The sequence below is a fragment of the Thermohahella caldifontis genome, assembly GCF_041153465.1.
GTDB classification, from domain to species: Bacteria; Pseudomonadota; Gammaproteobacteria; order Pseudomonadales; family Oleiphilaceae; genus Thermohahella; species Thermohahella caldifontis.
The window spans coordinates 375334-395059 of the sequence record NZ_CP154858.1; the positions used below are offsets into that span (position 1 = coordinate 375334).

Here is a 19726-nt window from a genome sequence, read left to right on the forward strand (position 1 = left end):
AGGTAAGGCTGTGCAGGACCTGCTGTCCCAGGACGAAATCGATGCCCTCTTGCATGGCGTCGATGAAGGTGACATCGAGACGGAAGACACGTCCGATGCCACCGGCGTCAAAACCTATGACCTGACCAGTCAGGACCGGATCGTCCGTGGGCGCATGCCCACACTGGAGATGATCAACGAGCGCTTTGCCCGTTACACCCGCATCAGCCTGTTCAATCTCCTGCGACGCAATGCCGATGTGGCATCGGGTGGTGTGCAGATACTCAAGTTCGGCGAGTATGTGCATACCCTCTATGTGCCCACCAGCCTCAATCTGGTCAAAATGAGGCCGTTGCGCGGCACGGCGCTCTTCATTCTGGATGCCAAGCTGGTCTTCAAGCTGGTGGACAACTTTTTCGGCGGGGACGGGCGTCACGCCAAGATCGAGGGGCGGGAGTTCACGCCCACGGAAATCCGCATCGTACAGATGGTGCTGGAACAGGTTTTCGTTGACATGAAGGAAGCCTGGAATGCGGTCATGAAAGTGGACTTCGAGTACATCAACTCGGAAGTCAACCCGGCCATGGCCAATATTGTCAGCCCCAGTGAAGTGGTGGTGGTCAGCACCTTCCATATCGAGCTGGACGGTGGCGGAGGGGATCTGCAACTGGCCCTGCCGTACTCCATGATCGAGCCCATCCGTGAAGTGCTGGATGCGGGCGTCCAGTCCGATGTCGATGAAGTGGATGAACGCTGGATCCAGTCGCTGCAGCAGGACATTCTGGACGCTCAGGTACCCATCAATGCCACGGTGGCGAAACGCAAGATCAAGTTGCGGGATGTGGCAAAGCTCAAGGCAGGTGACGTCATTCCTGTGGACTTGCCGGAAACCGTCGTCCTGACCGCCAATGGCGTACCGATTTATCATGCAAGACTGGGCCAGATGAACGGGAATCTGGCGCTGAAGATTGAACGCAAGTTTGAACGGCCGGGGCCAGCCTCGGCGAAGGGGGTAGAATGGCTGAAGATGAAAGCACCGGTAAAAACGGAGTAGATGGCGGGGCGCCGGAAAAGGAAGTCGATATCAATGGCGACGAAGCGCTGGCCGACGAATGGGCCGCTGCACTGGAAGAACAGGAATCGACGGAAGGCGAGGCCAACGTTGGCGAGGCCAACGTTGAGGATGAGTGGGCCGCTGCCATGGCCGAAGCGCAGGCGGCAGAGGGCAAGGTATCTCCTGCGCCGCTGGAAGATTTCGACGGTGCGGATGTGCCGCCACCGCCGGGCGCGCCGGATCTGGATGTCATTCTGGACATTCCCGTCACCATTTCCATGGAGGTGGGAAATACCCAGATTCCCATCCGCAACCTGCTGCAGCTCAACCAGGGTTCGGTGATCGAACTGGACCGTCTGGCGGGCGAGCCGCTGGATGTACTCGTCAACGGGACGCTGATCGCGCATGGCGAGGTGGTGATGGTCAATGAGAAGTTCGGCATCCGTCTGACGGATGTCATCAGTCCCTCAGAGCGCATCAAGAAACTGCGCAATGGATAGCGGTACGGTCATCCTTCAGGTGGTGCTGTCCCTGCTGCTGGTGCTGGCAGCAGTCTGGGGCAGCGTCTGGCTCATGAAGCGGCTCAATGGCGTCGCCGGCCGGGCCAGTGGGGCGCTGAAGATCGAAGCGGTCCTGCCGGTGGGACAGCGGGAGCGCCTGGTCGTGGTCAGGGCAGGGGAGGAATACCTGCTGGTGGGCGTCACACCGTCTTCCATCAACCTGATCAAGTCCCTGGGCACGCACTTTGAAACCCCGGCTGGTGCGGCTTCTGGCGCATCTGATTCAGAATTTGCACGCAAATTGCAGAGTCTTCTCGTCCGTGACAAAAAACTGACGGGAAGCGATGAGACACCTCCAGAGAACACCGCCTGAAAAACTTTCCGGGCCCCGTGGCCACGGTCGTGGTGCAGCGCGTATCGGCCTGGCCATCCTCCTCATTGGCATGACCGGCCTGGCCTGGTCCGCACCTGACGGGCTCTCCGCCGTCAGGGTGGTGACCCAGCCGGACGGCTCGCAGGAATACACGGTCACGCTCCAGATTCTGGCGCTGATGACCGCCATCACCTTCATTCCTGCAGCGCTCATGATGATGACCGCCTTTACCCGGATCATCATCGTCTTTGCCATTCTGCGTCAGGCCCTCGGGCTTCAGCAGACCCCCTCCAACCAGATTCTGGTCGGCCTGGCCCTCTTCCTGACTTTCTTCATCATGGCGCCGGTCTTTGACAAGGTGAATGAGGAGGCCCTGCAGCCTTACCTCAACGAGGAAATGATCTTTCAGGACGCGGTCAGGAAAGCTGCGGAACCCTTCCGGGCCTTCATGCTCAAGCAGACCCGGGAGGATGACCTGAACCTGTTCATCCGGCTGGCGGGTGACGAGGGCAAGTACGAAAGCCCGGATCAGGCGCCCTTCACCATACTGATGCCGGCCTTCGTAACCAGTGAACTCAAGACTGCATTTCAGATCGGCTTCATCCTGTTCATTCCCTTCCTGGTCATCGACATGGTGGTGGCCAGTGTCCTGATGGCCATGGGGATGATGATGCTCTCGCCCATCATCATTTCGCTGCCATTCAAGATCATGCTGTTTGTGCTCGTGGACGGCTGGGCGCTCATCATGGGCACGCTGGCCGCCAGCTTCGGACTCTAGGAGGCTGTCATGACGCCGGAAGTGGTACTGGATCTGTTTCGCGAGGCGCTCTATCTGATCGTCATCATGGTTTCGGTGATCATCGGGCCCTCTCTGGCGGTGGGATTGCTGGTGAGCATCTTTCAGGCCGCCACGCAGATCAACGAACAGACGCTGAGCTTTCTGCCGCGCCTGCTGGTCACGCTTGTGGTGCTTATCCTGGCCGGGCCCTGGTTGCTGACCCGGCTGCTGGATTTCACCCAGACCCTGATTCAGAACATTCCCTGGGTGATAGGCTGACATGATCGAGCTGACGGACAGCCAGATCGGGGCCTGGGTCGGACAGATTCTCTGGCCCCTGTTCAGGATTGCCAGCTTCCTGATGGTCATGCCCGTGGTGGGGACGCAGATCGTACCGCCCCGTGTCCGGCTGGTGCTGGCCATCCTGCTGACCTCCGTCGTGGCCCCCCAGGTTCAGCAGGTTCCGGCGGTGGATCCGCTTTCCCTGTCCGCCTTCACCATCGTGTTGCAACAGGTGCTCATTGGTGTGGCACTGGGATTTGTGCTGGTGATCCTGTTCCAGTTGTTTGCTGTGGCCGGGCAGGCTATCGCCATGCAGATGGGGCTGGGCTTTGCGTCCATGGTGGATCCGGCCAACGGGATTTCCGTCGCGGCCCTGGGGCAGTTCTACCTGATGCTGGTGACGCTGCTGTTTCTGGCCATGAACGGTCATCTGGTGGCCTTTACGGTGATCGCGGAGAGCTTTGATGTTCTGCCCATCAGTGAAAACGGAATCAGTCCTGCCGGGTGGGGGCTGATCGTCTCGCGCATGAGCTGGCTGTTTGCGGGGGCGCTGATGATTGCCCTGCCGGCCGTGACGGCGCTGCTGCTGGTCAACGTGGCCTTTGGTGTCATGACCCGGGCCGCCCCTCAGATGAACATCTTTTCCATCGGTTTCCCGGTTTCCGTGGTGCTCGGGCTGTTGTTCTTCTGGATCGGTACGGCGGATTTTCTGCCCCATTTCAATGCCCTGACGGAGGACACCCTCCGCTTCATGCAGACAGTGCTGGATACACCCTAGGAGCATGACATGGCCGAGACGGACAGCAGTCAGGAAAAAACCGAACAACCGACCCCGCGAAAACTGGAGAAGGCCCGCGAGGAGGGTCAGATTCCGCGTTCGCGGGAGCTCAATACCATGGCAGTGCTGCTGGCCGGGGCCGCCGGCTTCTTTTTCTTCCGGAATGTGATCGGGGACGGCATGGCGCGCCTGTTCCGCGGCAATTTCAGCCTGGGGCGCGACGATGTGCTCGATCCGGCGACGATGATCCGTCAGTTGCACGACTCTTTTCTGGACGCTCTGCTGACCTTTCTGCCCCTGCTGGTGATGCTCTGGATTGTCGCCATCCTGTCATCCATCGGGGTGGGGGGGCTGTTGTTCAGCAGCAAGGCGCTCATGCCCAAGTTCAGCCGCCTCAATCCGCTGGAAGGACTCAAGCGCATGTTTTCGGTCAAGTCCGTGGTTGAGCTGGTCAAGGCTATCCTCAAGACGGTGGTGGTCGGTGGCGTGGCCTGGCTGGTGCTGATGAATGTGCTGGATGACCTGCTGGCCATCAGTGCGCAGTCGCTCAGGCCGGGAATCGCCAGCGCCCTGTCCATTCTGGCATGGAGCTTTCTGTTTCTGGCGGCTTCTCTGGTGCTGATTGCGCTCATTGATGTGCCGTTCCAGATGTACGATCACCAGAAGAATCTGCGCATGACCAAGCAGGAGATCAAGGACGAATTCAAGGAAACCGAGGGCAAGCCCGAGGTCAAGCGGCGGATCCGTGAACTGCAGATGGAGATGGCCCAGCGTCGCATGCTGGAAGAAGTGCCGAAGGCAGATGTGGTCATCACCAACCCGACTCACTATTCGGTGGCCCTGAAATATGATCCCGACAGTGACGGGGCGCCGATTGTCGTTGCCAAGGGCGTGGATTTCATGGCTCTGAAAATCCGCGAGATCGCCAGGGCGCACGGGGTGGAACAGGTGGAGGCGCCCCCGCTCGCCCGGGCCGTCTATTACCACACTGAAGTGGATGAAGAAATTCCTGCCGGGCTCTATGTGGCCGTTGCACAGGTGCTGGCCTATGTGTTCCGCCTGCGTGAGTATCGCAAGGGGCGCGGTGAGCGTCCGCAACCCATACGCGATGTGCCCATCCCGGACGATCTGCGCCACGACTGAACTGGCCTGATCTTTGCAGAAATCAGTCAGGGGTTCCGTCATTGACGGGAATTCGACAGTGACTGATTGAAGAGAGGCGCATGGCGAACAGTGCAGCACTGAACACCGTCAGAAGTCTGGCGCAGGGGAACCTGGGGATTCCTCTGCTGCTCATGGCTCTGCTGGGCATGATGACGCTGCCCGTTCCGCCCTTCATGCTGGACGTGCTGTTCACCTTCAACATTGCACTCTCTCTGGTCATCCTGCTTGTCTGCGTTTATGCGCTGCGTCCGCTGGACTTCGCCATTTTTCCGACGGTGCTGCTCGTGGCGACCCTGCTAAGGCTGGCACTCAACGTGGCTTCCACGCGTGTGGTGCTGCTCCGGGGGCATGAGGGCGAGGATGCCGCCGGCAAGGTGATTCAATCCTTCGGAGAGGTGGTCATTGGCGGCAACTATGCCGTTGGCCTGGTCGTCTTTGCGATTCTGATGATCATCAACTTCGTCGTGGTCACCAAGGGCGCCGGTCGTGTTTCGGAGGTCAGCGCCCGGTTTACCCTGGATGCCATGCCGGGCAAGCAAATGGCCATTGATGCGGACCTCAACGCGGGGCTGATTGATCAGGAAGAAGCCAAACGCCGTCGGGCGGAAGTGGCCGCCGAGGCCGATTTCTACGGGGCCATGGATGGTGCATCCAAGTTCGTGCGTGGCGATGCGGTGGCGGGCCTGCTGATCCTGGCCATCAACCTGATCGGCGGCCTGTCCATCGGCGTCATGCAGCATGACCTGGCCTTTGCCGATGCGGTTCAGAAGTATGCCCTGCTGACCATCGGTGACGGTCTGGTGGCGCAGATACCCTCCCTCCTGCTGTCCACGGCTGCGGCCATCATGGTGACGCGCGTGTCGACCCAGCAGGACATGTCCCATCAGGTCGTGGATCAGATGATCCGTTCACCCAGAGCGCTGGCCGTGGCTTCGGCCATCCTGGCCATCATGGGACTGATTCCGGGCATGCCCCATCTGGCATTTTTGTCCCTGGCTCTGGCCACCGGTGTGCTGGCGTGGTGGTTCAGTCAGCGTGCACGCACGCCTGAGGCGGTGGAAGAGGGCAAGGGGCCTGCTCCCCGGGCAGGCGGCGGAGGCGGGGTGCCGCCTGCAGGCCCGGCAGGCCCTGCGCTGGAAGGCGGATCAACCGAGGCGTTGCCACAAGGCGCACCGGCAGGAGAGCTGGGCTGGGATGATGTGGCCAACGTGGATCTGGTGGGGCTGGAAGTGGGCTACCGGCTGATTCCGCTGGTGGACAAGAGTCAGGGTGGCCAGCTGCTCGGTCGGATCAAGGGTGTACGCAAGAAGCTGTCTCAGGAGTTGGGCTTTCTCATGCCTTCCGTGCACATCCGGGACAACCTGGATCTGGTACCCAACGGATACCGTATCACGCTCATGGGGGTGCCGGTTGCAGAGGCTGAAATTCATCCGGATCGGGAAATGGCCATCAATCCCGGCCAGGTTTTCGGGCAGCTGGACGGTATTCCGGGCAAGGATCCGGCATTCGGACTGGAAGCGGTGTGGATTGATCCTTCTCTTCGGGAGCAGGCCCAGACCCTGGGCTATACCGTTGTGGATGCCAGCACTGTTGTCGCCACGCACCTGAATCAGGTCCTGCTCCGGCATGCGCATGAGTTGCTGGGGCACGAGGAAGTCCAGCAATGGCTGGAACAGCTCAGTCGCAAATCGCCCAAGCTGGCGGAAGAACTGGTGCCGAACACCGTCAGTATCAGCCAGTTACTGAAGGTACTTCAGAATCTGCTCAAGGAAGACGTACCCATCCGGGATATGCGGACCATTGCCGAGGCCATCGTCAATGCCGAAACCAAGAACCCGGATACGGACACCCTCACGGCTGCCGTGCGCGTCGCCCTGCGACGCCTGATTGTCCAGCGCATCTGCGGTAACGATCCGGAACTTCCGGTGATCACCCTGGATCCGAAGCTCGAGCAGATCCTGATGAAGTCCATGCAGCAGGCACAGCAGGGGGGCGCCACCGAAATGGGGCTGATTCTGGAGCCCGGTCTGATGGAAAAACTGCAGCGCTCGCTCAGCGAAGCGGTGCAAAAGCAGGAAATGATGGGCAAGCCGGCGGTGCTGCTGGTTTCCAACGTGCTGCGTCAGGCCATGGCGCGCTTCGTGAGCATGGTGGTGGAGCGCCTGCATGTCCTGTCATATCAGGAAATTCCCGACAACAAGCAGATTACCATTGTAGCGACCATTTCCGAGTAGGAGGGGAGTGATCATGAACGTGAAGCGATACATAGCACCCAATATGCAGGAAGCGCTCAAGCGTGTGCGTGAGGAACTGGGCGCCGATGCCATGATCCTCTCCACCCGAAAAGTTCCGGAAGGCATGGAAGTGGTCTGCGCACTGGATTACAACCCGGAACAGGCCCACCAGGAGGCGCCGGTCTCTGCACCCCGGCCGGATGCCGAGGTGGCCCGGCGTCATGCGACCCGCCGGGCCCTGCTGGATGAAGAGCTGGAGCGGGCGCGTCAGCGTATTCAAAAGATTCAGGCAGGCGGTGAGCCGGAGGTTGTCGCCAGGCGTGAAGACGCGGCAAAAGAGGTCGGTGTTCCTGCTGGCGGAGATGCCGCGAAGCCAGACGGGCTGGTGAGTGAGGCGCTGGCCGCCATGCAGGCCGAGATTGCAGCACTTAAGGTACTGTTGTCGGAATCAGCAGAACGCCCGGTTCGTGATCCTGTGGACATGCGATTGACCGGGCTCGGGTTGACGGAAGAACTCAGCAGCCGGATTGTCAGGAATCTGCCGGCAGGTGACGAAGAGGCACGCTGGCAACTGGCCCTCAAGGCGCTTGCCGCCATGGTGCCGGTCATGGACCTGGATGAATCCGAACGGCCTTGTGCCCTGGCACTGGTCGGGCCCACAGGGGCAGGAAAAACCACCACGATTGCCAAGCTGGCGGCCAGATGGATTCAGCTGCATGGACGAGAGGGGCTGGCCCTGGTAACCACGGATTGCTACCGTGTGGGTGCCGCATCCCAGCTCCTGACGTTGGGGAAATTGCTTCGTGTACCGGTTCATGTTGTACCGGAAAACGGTTCCCTGAAAGCGGTTCTGGACAGTCTGGCGGATCACCGGCGGGTTCTGATCGATACGGCCGGGCTGACATCCCGGGATCCCAATGGCGAACGTCAGGTCAGATCGCTGCAATCATGCGGGCGGCGTGTCAAAAAAATTCTTGTATTGTCTGCAGTTAGCCAGGCACAAGTCATGAAATCCAACTATCATTACTATAAAATGCTCGGGCTGTCCGGTTGCGTCATCACAAAACTGGATGAAGCCTGTGCACTGGGGCAGGCTTTGGGGTTGAGTATACAGGAACAGTTGCCCATTGCCTGCTACACTGACGGTCAACACATCGCGCGGGATCTTCATCCGGCCACGGGGCAAAGTCTGGTTGCACGGGCAGTGACGCTGGACAGACAGGATTCCCCACACACCGCCCGGGCCGGGCTGGTGGGCTGAGCCGGGAAGGCGCTGAACATGATGTATAGGAGCAGTGTCGAACATGAGTAAACCTCACCCGGTACAGGTTATTGCCGTCACCGGTGGCAAGGGGGGCGTTGGCAAGAGCAACGTTTCCGTCAATCTCGCCCTGGCATTGAGCAGTCTGGGCAGGCGAGTCGTGGTGCTGGATGCCGACCTTGGGCTGGCCAACATTGACGTTTTGCTGGGATTGACCGCAAAACGCAACATCAATGACGTGCTCAGCGGCGAATGTTCGCTGCGGGAAATTCTGGTGGATGGCCCTGGTGGCATCAGAATTGTACCGGCATCATCCGGTACCCAGCACCTGACGCATCTGTCACCGCTTGAGCATGCCGGGCTCATCAGCGCCTTCAGCGAGATCAGTGATGATCTGGATGTGCTGATCATCGATACCGCAGCAGGCATCTCGGAAACGGTCATGGCCTTCGTGCGGGCCGCGCAGGAAGTGCTCATGGTCGTGACCGACGAGCCTACTTCCATCACGGATGCCTACGCCCAGATCAAGCTGCTCAACCGGGATTACGGGTTGCACCGCTTCCGCATTCTGCCCAACATGGTTCGCTCGGAACAGGATGCACGGCTGCTGTTCACCAAACTGTCCAAGGTGACCGAGCGTTTCCTGGATGTTGCGCTGCAGTATGTGGGGTTCATTCCCTACGATGATGTGGTGAAGAAGGCGGTCCAGCGTCAGCGGGCCGTCTTTGAGGCCTACCCCCGGGCCAAGGCATCCCTGGCATTCCGGGAGCTGGCGAAAAAGGTGGATGCCTGGCCGTTGCCGAGTGCACCACGCGGGCACCTTGAATTTTTCATTGAGCGATTGGTTCAGGCCAGTTGACAGTTAACGGTAGCAGAGTTCATGGCCTCAACGGGTGTAGCCATGTATAGCGAATCCAGGACACAGCGTGCGGAAGCGCTCGTGCACCAGTATGCACCGCTGGTCAAGCGTATTGCGCTGCATCTGAAGGGACGCCTGCCGCCGAGTGTACAGCTTGATGACCTCATTCAGTCCGGCATGCTGGGCCTGCTCGAAGCGGCGCGCAAGTACGAGGCACAGCGTGGTGCTTCGTTCGAGACCTATGCATCGATCCGGATCCGTGGCGCCATGATCGACGAAATCCGCCGCGGAGACTGGGTGCCGCGCTCTGTGCACCGCAATGCACGTCGTATCGCTGAAGCCATTCATGCCATCGAGAGCCGAACAGGTCAGGATGCTCAGGATGCGGATGTCGCGAGAGAGCTTGGCATCAGTCTGGAAGAGTATCATGCCAGCCTCCGTGATGCCTTGAGCGGACATCTGATCAGCCTGGATGAGCTGACGGCAGATTCGGATGCCGGAATTGAAGACGCCGACCGGATGCCTCAGCCCCAGGATGAAGTACAGAAACAGCAATTTGCCAGCCGGCTGGCGGAGGAAATCGGCAGATTGCCGGAGCGTGAGCGCCTCGTGCTGGCCCTTTATTACGATGAAGAGCTGAACCTCAGGGAAATCGGCGAAGTGCTGGGGGTCAGCGAATCCCGCGTCAGTCAGATTCACAGCCAGGCTGCCCTGCGTCTGCGCGCGCGACTGGCAGACTGGATGATAAAATAGCGATCAGTCAAAAAACTGGATACTCCCCGACAAGCGTCTAGACTTGGTAACTAGACGGAAACTCAATCCAACGTCACCACCGGAGGTTACATTGGACAAGAATATGAAAATTCTCGTTGTTGATGACTTTTCAACAATGAGGCGGATTATCAAGAACCTGTTGCGGGATCTTGGATTCACAAATGTGGAAGAGGCCGATGACGGCAACACGGCCCTGCCCATGCTCAAGACCGGCAAGTTCGATTTTCTGATCACCGACTGGAACATGCCCGGCATGACCGGCATCGACCTGCTCAGGGCCGTGAGAGCAGATCCCAATCTCAAGACGCTGCCGGTCCTGATGGTGACGGCGGAGGCCAAGCGCGACCAGATCGTGGCTGCAGCGCAGGCCGGGGTCAACGGCTATGTGGTCAAGCCGTTCACGGCTGCCGTGCTCAAGGAAAAGATCGAAAAAATCTTTGAACGTTTGGGCTGAAAGGGGCCAGCAGCATGACTGATGAAAAGCAGGGTGTTCCGGCCACTGATACCTCCGAGTTCGAGATGCAGATGAGTCAGCAGGCCGAGGAATTGCTGTCGCATATCCAGAAGGGGGATTTTGCGGCAGCGGTTCAGGTTATCGGTGCGCTGAACGAGACGCGCGACAAGACGCTGTATCGTGAGGTCGGCCGGCTGACCCGTACGCTGCACGACTCCATCCGCAACTTTCACATTGACGCGGGAACCAAGGCGCAGCGGGAAGAGATGTCGAAGATTGCCGATGCCTCCGACCGCCTGGCCTACGTGGTGGACATGACCAACAAGGCCGCCAACAAGACGCTGGATCTGGTGGAAGCGGCCATGCCCATTGCCTCGGAGCTCAAGAACGAGGCCCACGATCTGCGGCAGGAGTGGGAGCGCCTGCGGCGCAAGGAAATGACACCGGACGAATTCCGCGAACTCTACAAGCGAATCGACCGGTTTCTCGCCGACCTGGAAGGCAAGAGTGACCAGGTCTATGGTTATCTTTCAGACATCCTCATGGCACAGGACTTCCAGGACCTGACCGGCCAGGTGATTCAGAAAGTGACGGATCTGGTTCGTCAGGTGGAGGACAATCTGGTCAAGCTGGTGGCAATGGCTGGCAAGGTGGACAAGATCACCGGCATCCGTCATGAGTTCGAAGAGAAGGAAAAGGACGATTCCGAAGGCCACGGGCCTCAGATCAAGGCCGCCGAAATGGACGATGTGGTCAGCGGCCAGGACGATGTGGACGATCTGCTCTCCAGTCTGGGTTTTTGAAGGGGTAAACTATGGCGTTTGATGCGGATGAAGAAATTCTCCAGGATTTTCTGGTGGAAGCCGGAGAAATACTGGAGCAGCTTCAGGAACAGCTGGTGGAACTGGAGCAGAATCCGGATGATGCGGAACTTCTGAATGCCATCTTTCGTGGATTTCACACGGTCAAGGGTGGTGCAGGGTTTCTGCAGCTGGATAACCTTGTGGACTGCTGTCACAAGGCCGAAAACGTCTTCGATATTCTCCGCAACCGCCAGCGCCGCGTCACGCCGGAACTGATGGATGTCGTGCTGCAGGCACTGGACACCGTCAATGAAATGTTCGACCAGGTCAAGATGCGGGAGGAGCCTTCTCCGGCCGACCCTGAACTGATCGCCGCACTGGAGCGCCTGGGGGTGCCGGAAGCGGATGATGAAAGCGCCGAGGCGGAGGAGGCAGCGGTATCCGATGAAGCCCCTGCCGAGGTCACACCCCGGACAGATGACACCGGAAATCAGGAAGTGGGCCTGAGTGACGGGGATATTGAGCTGTTCGTGGAGGCACTTGATGAGGCACCCGCGGCGGACAGCCCGTCCAATGCCCAAGCGTCTGACAGTGATGAAATTACTGATGACGAATTTGAGGCCCTGCTGGATCAGCTGCATGGCCCCGGTACATTCAAGGGGGCTCCCACAGAGCCGCCGGTGCCCCCCCAATCTGACGGGGGCGCAACAGGGGCTGAGAGCGACGAAATCACCGATGATGAATTTGAAGCGCTGTTGGACCAGTTGCACGGCCCGGGCAAATTCGTTGCAGACAAGGTGGCCGGTGATACCGGTAATTCCATGGCCTCACAAGCGACGCCTGCGCCTGAAGCGCCTGCAGCGACATCGTCAGGTGGTGCAGAGGGCTCGGATGACCTGATTGATGATGATGAGTTTGAAGCCCTGCTGGATCAGCTTCATGGGCCGGGAAAATTCGTTCCTGACAAAGTGGCGCCCGCGGAGGGTGCCGCTACCGGTGGTCCGGTCAGTTCTCAGGCCAGCACTGCGCCAGGATCGGAATCTGTTGCGAACGCAAAGGAGAGCAGCGCACCCCCTGCAACCGGGAAGCCGGACAGTCAGCCAGCAACTCAGGGTGGTACCGGGAAGGCGGCGGTAAAGCCGGCTGCACAGAAACCGGCTGCTACAAGCACTGCGGCGGGTGGGGCAGCGGCTCGTACACCCAAGGACAAAGTCACCCCGCCGGCGGCTGCATCGGGATCAGGGGGGCTGGTAAACCTCCGGCTTCCAAGCCCCCTGCAAAAGGCGCGGCCGGCGCGAAGGACGCGGGCATCGCCACGGAAACGACCGTGCGTGTCGACACCAAGCGTCTGGACGACATCATGAACATGGTCGGTGAGCTGGTACTGGTCCGTAACCGGCTCATGCGCCTGGGTGAAGAGCTGGGCGACGAGGCCATGCAGAAGGCCGTGTCCAACCTTGATGTGGTGACCAGTGACCTGCAGTCCGCGGTCATGCAGACGCGCATGCAGCCTATCAAGAAAGTCTTTGGCCGCTTCCCCCGGGTTGTCAGGGATCTTGCCCGCAACCTGAAAAAGGAAGTCAATCTGGTGTTGCGCGGTGAAGACACGGACCTGGACAAAAACCTGGTCGAAGCCTTGTCTGATCCATTGGTTCACCTGGTTCGGAACGCGGTGGATCATGGCATCGAGGCACCTGATGTCCGTGAGGCCAAGGGCAAGCCCCGAGTCGGGCGTGTGGTCCTGTCGGCGGAGCAGGAGGGGGATCACATCTTGCTGTCCATCGAAGATGATGGGGCAGGCATGGATCCCAACGTACTGAGGCGCAAGGCGGTCGAGAAGGGGCTTTATGATGAGGATGCGGCCGAAAGGCTGTCTGACACGGAAGCCTTCAACCTGATCTTCGCACCGGGCTTTTCCACCAAGACCGAAATTTCGGATGTATCAGGTCGTGGTGTGGGCATGGATGTGGTCAAGACCAAGATCACCCAGCTCAATGGCTCCCTGAACATCGACTCGGAACTGGGCAAGGGCACCCGTATCAGCATCAAGGTCCCGCTGACGCTTGCGATCATGCCTACACTCATGGTCATGCTGGAAAATCAGGCCTTTGCCTTTCCGCTGGTCAATGTGGTGGAAATTTTCCATCTGGATCTCACCAAGACCAATATTGTCGACGGTCAGGAATGTATTGTTGTCCGTGAGCATGTGTTTCCGCTGTTCCACATCAAGCGCTGGCTGGTGAAGGGCGCGAAAAACCAGCGTCCGCCACGCAGTGCCCATGTGGTGATCGTGGCCGTGGGCACCAAGCGGGTCGGTTTTGTGGTGGATCAGCTGGTCGGGCAGGAGGAAGTGGTGATCAAGCCGCTGGGCAAGATGCTGCACGGTACGCCCGGCATGGCCGGCGCCACCATCACCGGTGATGGCCGGATCGCCCTGATCCTCGACATTCCGAGCCTGATCGCCCATTACGCCAAGTCCAGCAAGATTTTCGGCAGAAACGGGTTGCGGCCGCGCATCTATGATGAAGATGATGAGGCCATGACGGCCTGACAGAAACAGGAGGACAGGTGTCCATCAAGGTACTGGTCGTAGACGACTCCGGTTTCTTCCGGCGTCGGATTGTTGAAATCCTCAACGGCGTGCCGGGCATTACCGTCGTGGGCACGGCCAGCAATGGCCGGGAGGCCATAGAGCAGGCCAGGGCGCTGAAGCCTGACGTGATTACCATGGATTACGAAATGCCATTGATGGACGGTATTTCTGCGGTCCGTGCCATCATGCAGGAGCAGCCCACACCGGTCCTGATGTTTTCCTCCCTGACCCATGAAGGTGCCCGGGTCACGCTGGACGCGCTGGAAGCGGGTGCCATCGACTACCTGCCCAAACAGTTTGAAGACATCGCCCGGGATAATCAGGGCATTCAGAAAACACTCGCCGACAAGATCCGTGCGGTGGCGCGGGCGCGTTACCGCCTCCGGTCCCCGTCCGGTCCGGCTGCGCCCGCAACCACCGACCGGCAAGCCAGACAGGCGACAGGGGCACGTCCCACTACAGCGACCCAACGGACCACCCGGCCGCAGGGAGCCAAGGATTCTCCCGAGCGCGTGGCTGTCCGAAAGACGCCGGCAGCGTCGTCCACGGGCAAGAAGACAGCAAGGCAGTCCTTTGCCCTGGTCGCCATCGGTACTTCCACAGGTGGGCCGGTTGCCCTCCAGAATGTCCTGACCCCCTTGCCGGCCAACTTCCCGGCACCCATTGTCCTGGTTCAGCACATGCCGGCATCCTTCACGCCGGCGTTTGCGGAAAGGCTGAACCGCTTGTGCAAGATTCAGGTCAAGCAGGCGGAACATGGCGAACAGCTCAGGGCTGGCGTGGCCTATCTCGCGCCGGGTGGTTTGCAGATGATGATCGAACGCTCAGGGTCGCACGGCAAGATCGTCATCAGGGACGGGGGCGATCGCCTCCATTACAAACCCTGCGTGGACGTTACCTTCGGCTCAATCGCCCGGGCCTATCCGGGCAAGGCGCTGGGCATCATTCTCACCGGTATGGGCGCTGACGGCAAGGATGGCTGTCGCCTGATGAAACAGACAGGGTGCCCCATCTGGGCTCAGGACGAAGAAACCAGCGTGATTTACGGTATGCCCATGGCGGTGGCCAAGGCGGGCCTGACAGACGAAATCCTGCCCCTGGATCAGATCGCCCAACGGCTTGTGGAAACGGTTGCCTGATCGATGGACATGCTCAGCCTTATCGGCATTCTGATTGGTCTGATGGCCGTCTTGGGCGGCAATCTGGTCGAAGGCGGACAACTGGGGGCGTTGGTCAATCTGCCGGCGGCACTCATTGTTCTCGGCGGTACCTTCGGTGCCATTCTGCTGCAAACCCCGCTCCCCACCTTCCTCCGGGCGTGGCGCAATTTTATCTGGGTGTTCGTGCCGCCGTATGTCAGTCTGGCAGACGGGATCGAGAAAATCGTCAACTGGAGCCAGATCGCCCGGAAGGAAGGCCTGCTGGGGCTGGAAGCCATTGCGGACAACGAGCTGGATCCCTTCGCCCAGAAAGGTCTGTACCTGCTGATCGACGGCGCCGAATCCGAAGTCATCCGCTCCATACTGGAACTGGATGTACAGAGCCGGGAACAGCGGGATCTGGCCGCCTGCAAGGTCTTTGAAGGCATGGGCGGCTATGCGCCCACCATGGGCATTCTCGGCGCCGTCCTGGGGCTGATCACCGTCATGCGACATCTGGAAGACCCAGCCATGCTGGGGCCCGGTATCGCCACGGCCTTTGTGGCCACCGTTTATGGTGTCGGGTTTGCCAACCTCTTCCTCTTTCCCGTGGCCAACAAGATCAAGGCCCAGGTGCATGCCATGGCACAGTACCGCGAAATGCTCATTGAAGGCATTATCGGTATCTCCGAAGGGGAGAACCCCAAAGCCATCGAACTGAAGCTCAAGAGCTTCATGGAAGGTTGACATGCGCAGACGCCGGATGCAGGAAGAGCCAGAGAACCACGAACGCTGGCTGGTCTCATACGCCGATTTCATCACGCTGCTCTTCGCCTTCTTTGTGGTCATGTACTCCGTGTCTTCCGTCAACGAAGGCAAGTACAAGGTCCTTTCCGAGACACTGGAAGGCGTCTTTCAGGCCACCCAGAAGAGCATGAAACCGGTTCAGGTGGGGCAGACCAGTGCCGCACCAGAACAATCCGAAGTGCCGGTGGTGGAACCCTTTCCCACGCCGGATACAGGTGGGGATGCCCAGGATGCACGCCGTCGCCTGAAAGCCATGGCCGACCAGTTTTACGCGCAGATGGAAGCGCTTATCAGTGATGGCCTGATCTCCCTCAACGAGTCGGATGACTGGCTGGAAATCACGCTTCAGAACAAGGTGCTGTTCGGCAGCGGAGACGCCATTCCCAGGGACGAAGCCTTCCCGTTGATTGATCGGGTGGCAGCCATCCTCAAGCCGTACCCCAACGCCATTCTGGTCGAAGGCTTCACGGACAACCAGCCCATCCGCAGCCGTTTCTACCCCTCCAACTGGGAGCTTTCGGCGGCACGGGCGGCCGCGGTTGTCCGGCTTCTTGTTCTCGATGGCATTGACCCTCAGAGACTGGCTGCCGTGGGTTACGGTGAACAGCATCCCGTCGCCCGTAATGACACGCCTGAAGGCCGCCAGCGAAACCGGCGTGTGGTTCTGCTGGTGTCCAAGGCCAATTCGTCACGGCTGGCGTTACGCCACTGAAAGACGGCATACTATGTGCTTGATCTCTGTCTGCAACGGGTTTTGCCCGTGTTGACGGGTGCCGGACGGCAGGGCATTGCCCGCCTGACGGCCTGACGAGACAGATGGCGGAAAAAGGGTGCCGGACTGATCATGCGAATCTGGGCGATTGCCAATCAGAAAGGGGGCGTGGGGAAGACCACCACTGCCGTTGCGCTGGCCGGAGAACTGGCCCGCAAGGGCAAACGGGTGCTGCTTGTGGATCTGGATCCGCAGGGCTCCATGACCTCCTACTTCAGATATGATCCGGACGCCATGCCCAACAGTGTCTACGACCTGTTCATGCACAAGGGGAAAGTCCCCGCCGATCTGCCCGCCCAGCTTCTCGTGGAAACCGGACATCCGAACGTCCAGCTGATGCCGGCCTCGACGGCCCAGGCCACGCTCGAGCGGCGCATGATTGGCGTGGAAGGCATGGGCCTGATTGTCTCCAGGGCGCTGGCGCATCTCTGGGATGATTTTGATTATGCCCTGCTGGACAACACCCCCGTGCTCGGCGTGCTGCTGATCAATGCCCTGGCTGCCAGCCAGCATTTGCTGATTCCCGTCCAGACGGAATTTCTGGCCCTCAAGGGGCTCGAACGCATGCTGCACACGCTGGGCATGGTCATGAAAAGCCAGCGCAAGACGCTGGGGTTTACCATCATCCCCACCATGTTTGACCGGCGCACCCAGGCCTCCATCCAGAGTCTTGCCGCCCTGCGCCGGCAGCACGGTGAGCACGTGTGGCGTTTTGCGGTACCGGTGGATACCAAGTTCCGGGATGCCTCGCGCCGGGGGATCTTCCCGCAGGCGCTGGATGACCAGACCCACGGGGTCCGGGCCTATCGCCACTTGCTCAGGGATCTGGAGCAGCAACTGGGTCTGGACGGGTAGGGGCGCGGCATGAGCAGTACCGGCCGAAAGAAGGTGGATGAAGCCATCCTGGATTACCTCTCCGATCTGTTGACGCCCCTCGCCGATGACAGGGAGGCGGTCCGGGATGGCGCATCCGACATGGGCGCCCCCACGGGCCCGGAACCGGAATCCGGCATACGGACTCGGAAAAGTGACGGATCTGCGTCCGGCCGATCGCCAACAGCCCGGGAGGTTTCTTCGCCGTCTGCCGCGGCCACCCGTGCGGCGTCACGGCCCCCGCAGCCCGCACGGGTTGCTCTGGCGGAAAAACCCCGCCTGCGTCCGAAACTTGACGTGCGGCTCAGTGTGGCCGTGCCCGACGAAGCGCCTGCCTCGGCAGCCGCACCGGCAGCCCCTGCACCGCTGCAGGAATCCCCCCGGGGCAGGACCCGGGCAGATCAGAAGACACCGTCCTGCCCGGAGACTGGCTCACCCGCGGCCGAACCGCCTGAGACCGGCCGCGCGGAACCGGATAAACCGGAACCTGATCAGCGTGTTCAGGCCCCCCGGCAGCGGGAAGCCGGCGAGGGTGCAGCGCCCGGTTCTACCTATCCCGCCTGGGCAGGTGAGCGCTTTGACGTGCTGCTCTTCGAAGTGGCCGGACTCAAACTCGCCGTACCCCTGGTCACCCTGGGCAACATTCATCCGTTGGATCGGGCGCTCACGCACCTGTTCGGCATGCCGGACTGGTTCATGGGCATCCTGCCCAATGGTGAGGTGAATATCAAGGTTGTGGATACGGCCCTCTGGGTCATGCCCGAGAAATACGACCCGGCCATGCGTGAAAGTGTCCGCTTTGTGGTCACCCTTCACGGAACGGAGTGGGGGCTGGCCTGTCATGTGATTCACCGTTCCATCAGCCTGAACCGGGATGAGGTCAAATGGCGCGTCAACCGGGCCAAACGCCCCTGGCTGGCCGGGACTGTCGTCCGCCATATGTGTGCCCTGCTGGACGTGGAAGCCCTGGCCGGGCTGCTTCGTTCCGAAGAGTCGGGACAACGGCCTGACGGCGCCCGGAAAAAATGAAGTGGCACAGTTTTCGCCTTGATCTATAGTAAGTATCAAACATCGGAAATTTGACGGGAGACGCACAATGGCATCCAACACATCCGGCGGGCGCGCAGACGATCCCATTCTGCAGTATGTGACCTTCAAGCTGGATCACGAGACCTACGGCATCAATGTGATGCAGATTCAGGAGGTGCTGCGCTACACCGAGATTGCCCCGGTTCCGGGCGCACCGGACTACGTTCTGGGCATCATCAACCTGCGTGGCAACGTGGTGACGGTGATCGACACCCGCAAGCGCTTTGGTCTGGACGAAGCCGAGGTCACCGACCATACCCGGATCGTGGTGCTGGAGCTGGGATCGCATGTCGTCGGCATCCTGGTGGACTCGGTGGCGGAAGTGGTCTACCTGCGCCAGTCCGAGATTGAAACTGCGCCCAATGTGGGCAATGATGAGAGCGCCAAGTTCATTCAGGGTGTCTGCAACAAGAATGGCGAGCTGATCATCCTGGTCGAGTTCGAGAAAATGCTCTCGGATGAAGAGTGGGCTGAAGTGGATTCCCTCTAGGAGGTACAACCATGCAACCGGATTGGCTTGTTCCCGCGCTGGGTATACTGAGCCTCGTCGCCGTCCCGGCGCTGGGTATGGCATTGCATCTCTGGCGCAGGCTCACGCTCGTTTCCGTGAAAATGGAGCAGCTGGAGCGTGACCTCGGGGTCGAGCGGGAAGCCACCCAGGCCATGGGCAGGAGACTGCTGATGATGGAAAAGCGGTTTGCCGCCTTGCAGCGCAAGCACCGTGAGCTGGAGGCGGAGGACGCGCAGCGCGTCTCCTACAACGAAGCGGTACGCCTGCTGCAGATGGGGGCCAGCATTGACGAGCTGGTGGAAACCTGCGGACTGTCCCGTGCCGAGGCCGAACTGATCTCGGTCCTGCAGCGAACCGATCACCTCTCCGACTGAGGCGGCTCCCAGCCGTCGGGGCTGCGTCCTTTCAGTACCCAGGCAAAGGCGATGACCTCCGCGATGGCCCGGTAAAGGCCGGCCGGAATGTCATCGCCGAGTTCCAGGTGCATCAGACTTCTGACCAGCTCGGCATCCTCGTAGATCGGCACACCATGTTTCCGTGCGATCTCGACGATCTGTCTGGCCAGGTCATCTTCTCCCTTGCCGGTGAGCTTCGGGGCGGTCTTGCCGTTGTAGTAGAGCGCCAGGGCCCGGTCAGTCTTGTCCGTCAT

The 19726-nt window shown here is 60.1% G+C and carries 22 protein-coding genes and 1 pseudogene; 22 read left to right on the plus strand and 1 reads right to left on the minus strand.

Annotated features, from left to right (window positions below; genetic code table 11):
* The first annotated feature begins 10 nt into the window (after nt 1-10).
* The 22 genes and pseudogenes from fliM (at nt 11) to AAIA72_RS01910 (ending at nt 19451) form a co-directional block, all read left to right on the plus strand.
* Entirely contained in the window at nt 11-1033 is a 1023-nt protein-coding gene (gene fliM / locus AAIA72_RS01805; RefSeq protein ID WP_369601747.1) for a flagellar motor switch protein FliM, read from the plus strand.
* The gene (fliN, locus tag AAIA72_RS01810) at nt 997-1533 is read left to right on the plus strand and encodes a flagellar motor switch protein FliN (protein ID WP_369601748.1); all 537 of its coding nucleotides are present in this window, start codon (nt 997-999) and stop codon (nt 1531-1533) included. Before fliM ends, fliN begins: the two co-directional genes overlap by 37 nt.
* Complete coding sequence (gene fliO / locus AAIA72_RS01815) at nt 1526-1906, plus strand: flagellar biosynthetic protein FliO (protein WP_369601749.1); 381 nt, start codon at nt 1526-1528, stop codon at nt 1904-1906. Before fliN ends, fliO begins: the two co-directional genes overlap by 8 nt.
* Nucleotides 1907-1976: 70 nt before the next feature.
* A complete protein-coding gene (fliP, locus tag AAIA72_RS01820; RefSeq protein ID WP_369602957.1) occupies nt 1977-2684 on the plus strand; it encodes a flagellar type III secretion system pore protein FliP in 708 nt (235 codons plus the stop codon).
* Between the two features lie 9 nt (nt 2685-2693).
* Nucleotides 2694-2963, plus strand: a complete 270-nt coding sequence (fliQ, locus tag AAIA72_RS01825) for a flagellar biosynthesis protein FliQ (protein WP_369601750.1) — start codon at nt 2694-2696, stop codon at nt 2961-2963.
* Between the two features lies 1 nt (nt 2964).
* The gene (fliR, locus tag AAIA72_RS01830) at nt 2965-3744 is read left to right on the plus strand and encodes a flagellar biosynthetic protein FliR (RefSeq protein ID WP_369601751.1); all 780 of its coding nucleotides are present in this window, start codon (nt 2965-2967) and stop codon (nt 3742-3744) included.
* 9 nt (nt 3745-3753) lie between these two features.
* Complete coding sequence (gene flhB / locus AAIA72_RS01835) at nt 3754-4887, plus strand: flagellar biosynthesis protein FlhB (RefSeq protein WP_369601752.1); 1134 nt, start codon at nt 3754-3756, stop codon at nt 4885-4887.
* A gap of 80 nt (nt 4888-4967) precedes the next feature.
* Complete coding sequence (gene flhA / locus AAIA72_RS01840) at nt 4968-7142, plus strand: flagellar biosynthesis protein FlhA (protein ID WP_369601753.1); 2175 nt, start codon at nt 4968-4970, stop codon at nt 7140-7142.
* 13 nt (nt 7143-7155) lie between these two features.
* Nucleotides 7156-8403, plus strand: a complete 1248-nt coding sequence (gene flhF / locus AAIA72_RS01845) for a flagellar biosynthesis protein FlhF (protein WP_369601754.1) — start codon at nt 7156-7158, stop codon at nt 8401-8403.
* Nucleotides 8404-8446: 43 nt separating this feature from the next.
* A complete protein-coding gene (locus AAIA72_RS01850; RefSeq protein WP_369601755.1) occupies nt 8447-9262 on the plus strand; it encodes a MinD/ParA family protein in 816 nt (271 codons plus the stop codon).
* Between the two features lie 21 nt (nt 9263-9283).
* On the plus strand, nt 9284-10015 hold the full coding sequence (locus AAIA72_RS01855) for an RNA polymerase sigma factor FliA (RefSeq protein ID WP_369601756.1): 732 nt from the start codon (nt 9284-9286) through the stop codon (nt 10013-10015).
* A gap of 91 nt (nt 10016-10106) precedes the next feature.
* Nucleotides 10107-10490, plus strand: coding sequence for a chemotaxis response regulator CheY (gene cheY, locus AAIA72_RS01860; RefSeq protein ID WP_369601757.1), 384 nt, complete (start codon nt 10107-10109; stop codon nt 10488-10490).
* Nucleotides 10491-10504: 14 nt separating this feature from the next.
* Nucleotides 10505-11293, plus strand: coding sequence for a protein phosphatase CheZ (locus tag AAIA72_RS01865; protein WP_369601758.1), 789 nt, complete (start codon nt 10505-10507; stop codon nt 11291-11293).
* A gap of 11 nt (nt 11294-11304) precedes the next feature.
* Nucleotides 11305-12657 carry an Hpt domain-containing protein gene (locus AAIA72_RS01870; RefSeq protein WP_369601759.1) on the plus strand — a complete coding sequence of 451 codons (1353 nt, stop codon included), beginning with the start codon at nt 11305-11307 and terminating at the stop codon, nt 12655-12657.
* Nucleotides 12612-13844 (plus strand): annotated as a pseudogene (locus AAIA72_RS01875) (chemotaxis protein CheA); the annotation flags it as partial. The gene AAIA72_RS01870 and the pseudogene AAIA72_RS01875, both read left to right, overlap by 46 nt.
* Before the next feature lie 17 nt (nt 13845-13861).
* On the plus strand, nt 13862-15025 hold the full coding sequence (locus tag AAIA72_RS01880; RefSeq protein ID WP_369601760.1) for a chemotaxis response regulator protein-glutamate methylesterase: 1164 nt from the start codon (nt 13862-13864) through the stop codon (nt 15023-15025).
* Nucleotides 15026-15034: 9 nt separating this feature from the next.
* Entirely contained in the window at nt 15035-15772 is a 738-nt protein-coding gene (locus AAIA72_RS01885; RefSeq protein ID WP_369601761.1) for a flagellar motor protein, read from the plus strand.
* A gap of 1 nt (nt 15773) precedes the next feature.
* Nucleotides 15774-16544, plus strand: coding sequence for a flagellar motor protein MotD (gene motD, locus AAIA72_RS01890; protein ID WP_369601762.1), 771 nt, complete (start codon nt 15774-15776; stop codon nt 16542-16544).
* 132 nt (nt 16545-16676) lie between these two features.
* A complete protein-coding gene (locus AAIA72_RS01895) occupies nt 16677-17459 on the plus strand; it encodes a ParA family protein (RefSeq protein ID WP_369601763.1) in 783 nt (260 codons plus the stop codon).
* Between the two features lie 9 nt (nt 17460-17468).
* Complete coding sequence (locus tag AAIA72_RS01900) at nt 17469-18506, plus strand: chemotaxis protein CheW (RefSeq protein WP_369601764.1); 1038 nt, start codon at nt 17469-17471, stop codon at nt 18504-18506.
* A 67-nt stretch (nt 18507-18573) separates the two neighbouring features.
* A complete protein-coding gene (locus tag AAIA72_RS01905; protein WP_369601765.1) occupies nt 18574-19056 on the plus strand; it encodes a chemotaxis protein CheW in 483 nt (160 codons plus the stop codon).
* Nucleotides 19057-19067: 11 nt separating this feature from the next.
* Nucleotides 19068-19451, plus strand: coding sequence for a DUF2802 domain-containing protein (locus AAIA72_RS01910; protein ID WP_369601766.1), 384 nt, complete (start codon nt 19068-19070; stop codon nt 19449-19451).
* Here AAIA72_RS01910 and AAIA72_RS01915 read toward each other — a convergent pair.
* Nucleotides 19436-19726, minus strand: a complete 291-nt coding sequence (locus AAIA72_RS01915) for an EscU/YscU/HrcU family type III secretion system export apparatus switch protein (RefSeq protein ID WP_369601767.1) — start codon at nt 19724-19726, stop codon at nt 19436-19438. The genes AAIA72_RS01910 and AAIA72_RS01915 overlap by 16 nt on opposite strands.

Coding starts and splice junctions, on each gene's coding strand:
- AAIA72_RS01915 (WP_369601767.1), bottom strand. CDS start 19,726: ATGACGGACAAGACTGACCGGGCCCTGGCGCTCTACTACAACGGCAAG.
- AAIA72_RS01910 (WP_369601766.1), top strand. CDS start 19,068: ATGCAACCGGATTGGCTTGTTCCCGCGCTGGGTATACTGAGCCTCGTC.
- flhB (WP_369601752.1), top strand. CDS start 3,754: ATGGCCGAGACGGACAGCAGTCAGGAAAAAACCGAACAACCGACCCCG.
- AAIA72_RS01870 (WP_369601759.1), top strand. CDS start 11,305: ATGGCGTTTGATGCGGATGAAGAAATTCTCCAGGATTTTCTGGTGGAA.
- AAIA72_RS01885 (WP_369601761.1), top strand. CDS start 15,035: ATGCTCAGCCTTATCGGCATTCTGATTGGTCTGATGGCCGTCTTGGGC.
- fliO (WP_369601749.1), top strand. CDS start 1,526: ATGGATAGCGGTACGGTCATCCTTCAGGTGGTGCTGTCCCTGCTGCTG.
- AAIA72_RS01865 (WP_369601758.1), top strand. CDS start 10,505: ATGACTGATGAAAAGCAGGGTGTTCCGGCCACTGATACCTCCGAGTTC.
- AAIA72_RS01905 (WP_369601765.1), top strand. CDS start 18,574: ATGGCATCCAACACATCCGGCGGGCGCGCAGACGATCCCATTCTGCAG.
- AAIA72_RS01850 (WP_369601755.1), top strand. CDS start 8,447: ATGAGTAAACCTCACCCGGTACAGGTTATTGCCGTCACCGGTGGCAAG.
- fliQ (WP_369601750.1), top strand. CDS start 2,694: ATGACGCCGGAAGTGGTACTGGATCTGTTTCGCGAGGCGCTCTATCTG.
- AAIA72_RS01855 (WP_369601756.1), top strand. CDS start 9,284: ATGGCCTCAACGGGTGTAGCCATGTATAGCGAATCCAGGACACAGCGT.
- flhF (WP_369601754.1), top strand. CDS start 7,156: ATGAACGTGAAGCGATACATAGCACCCAATATGCAGGAAGCGCTCAAG.
- fliP (WP_369602957.1), top strand. CDS start 1,977: ATGACCGGCCTGGCCTGGTCCGCACCTGACGGGCTCTCCGCCGTCAGG.
- AAIA72_RS01900 (WP_369601764.1), top strand. CDS start 17,469: ATGAGCAGTACCGGCCGAAAGAAGGTGGATGAAGCCATCCTGGATTAC.
- motD (WP_369601762.1), top strand. CDS start 15,774: ATGCGCAGACGCCGGATGCAGGAAGAGCCAGAGAACCACGAACGCTGG.
- flhA (WP_369601753.1), top strand. CDS start 4,968: ATGGCGAACAGTGCAGCACTGAACACCGTCAGAAGTCTGGCGCAGGGG.
- fliR (WP_369601751.1), top strand. CDS start 2,965: ATGATCGAGCTGACGGACAGCCAGATCGGGGCCTGGGTCGGACAGATT.
- fliN (WP_369601748.1), top strand. CDS start 997: ATGGCTGAAGATGAAAGCACCGGTAAAAACGGAGTAGATGGCGGGGCG.
- AAIA72_RS01895 (WP_369601763.1), top strand. CDS start 16,677: ATGCGAATCTGGGCGATTGCCAATCAGAAAGGGGGCGTGGGGAAGACC.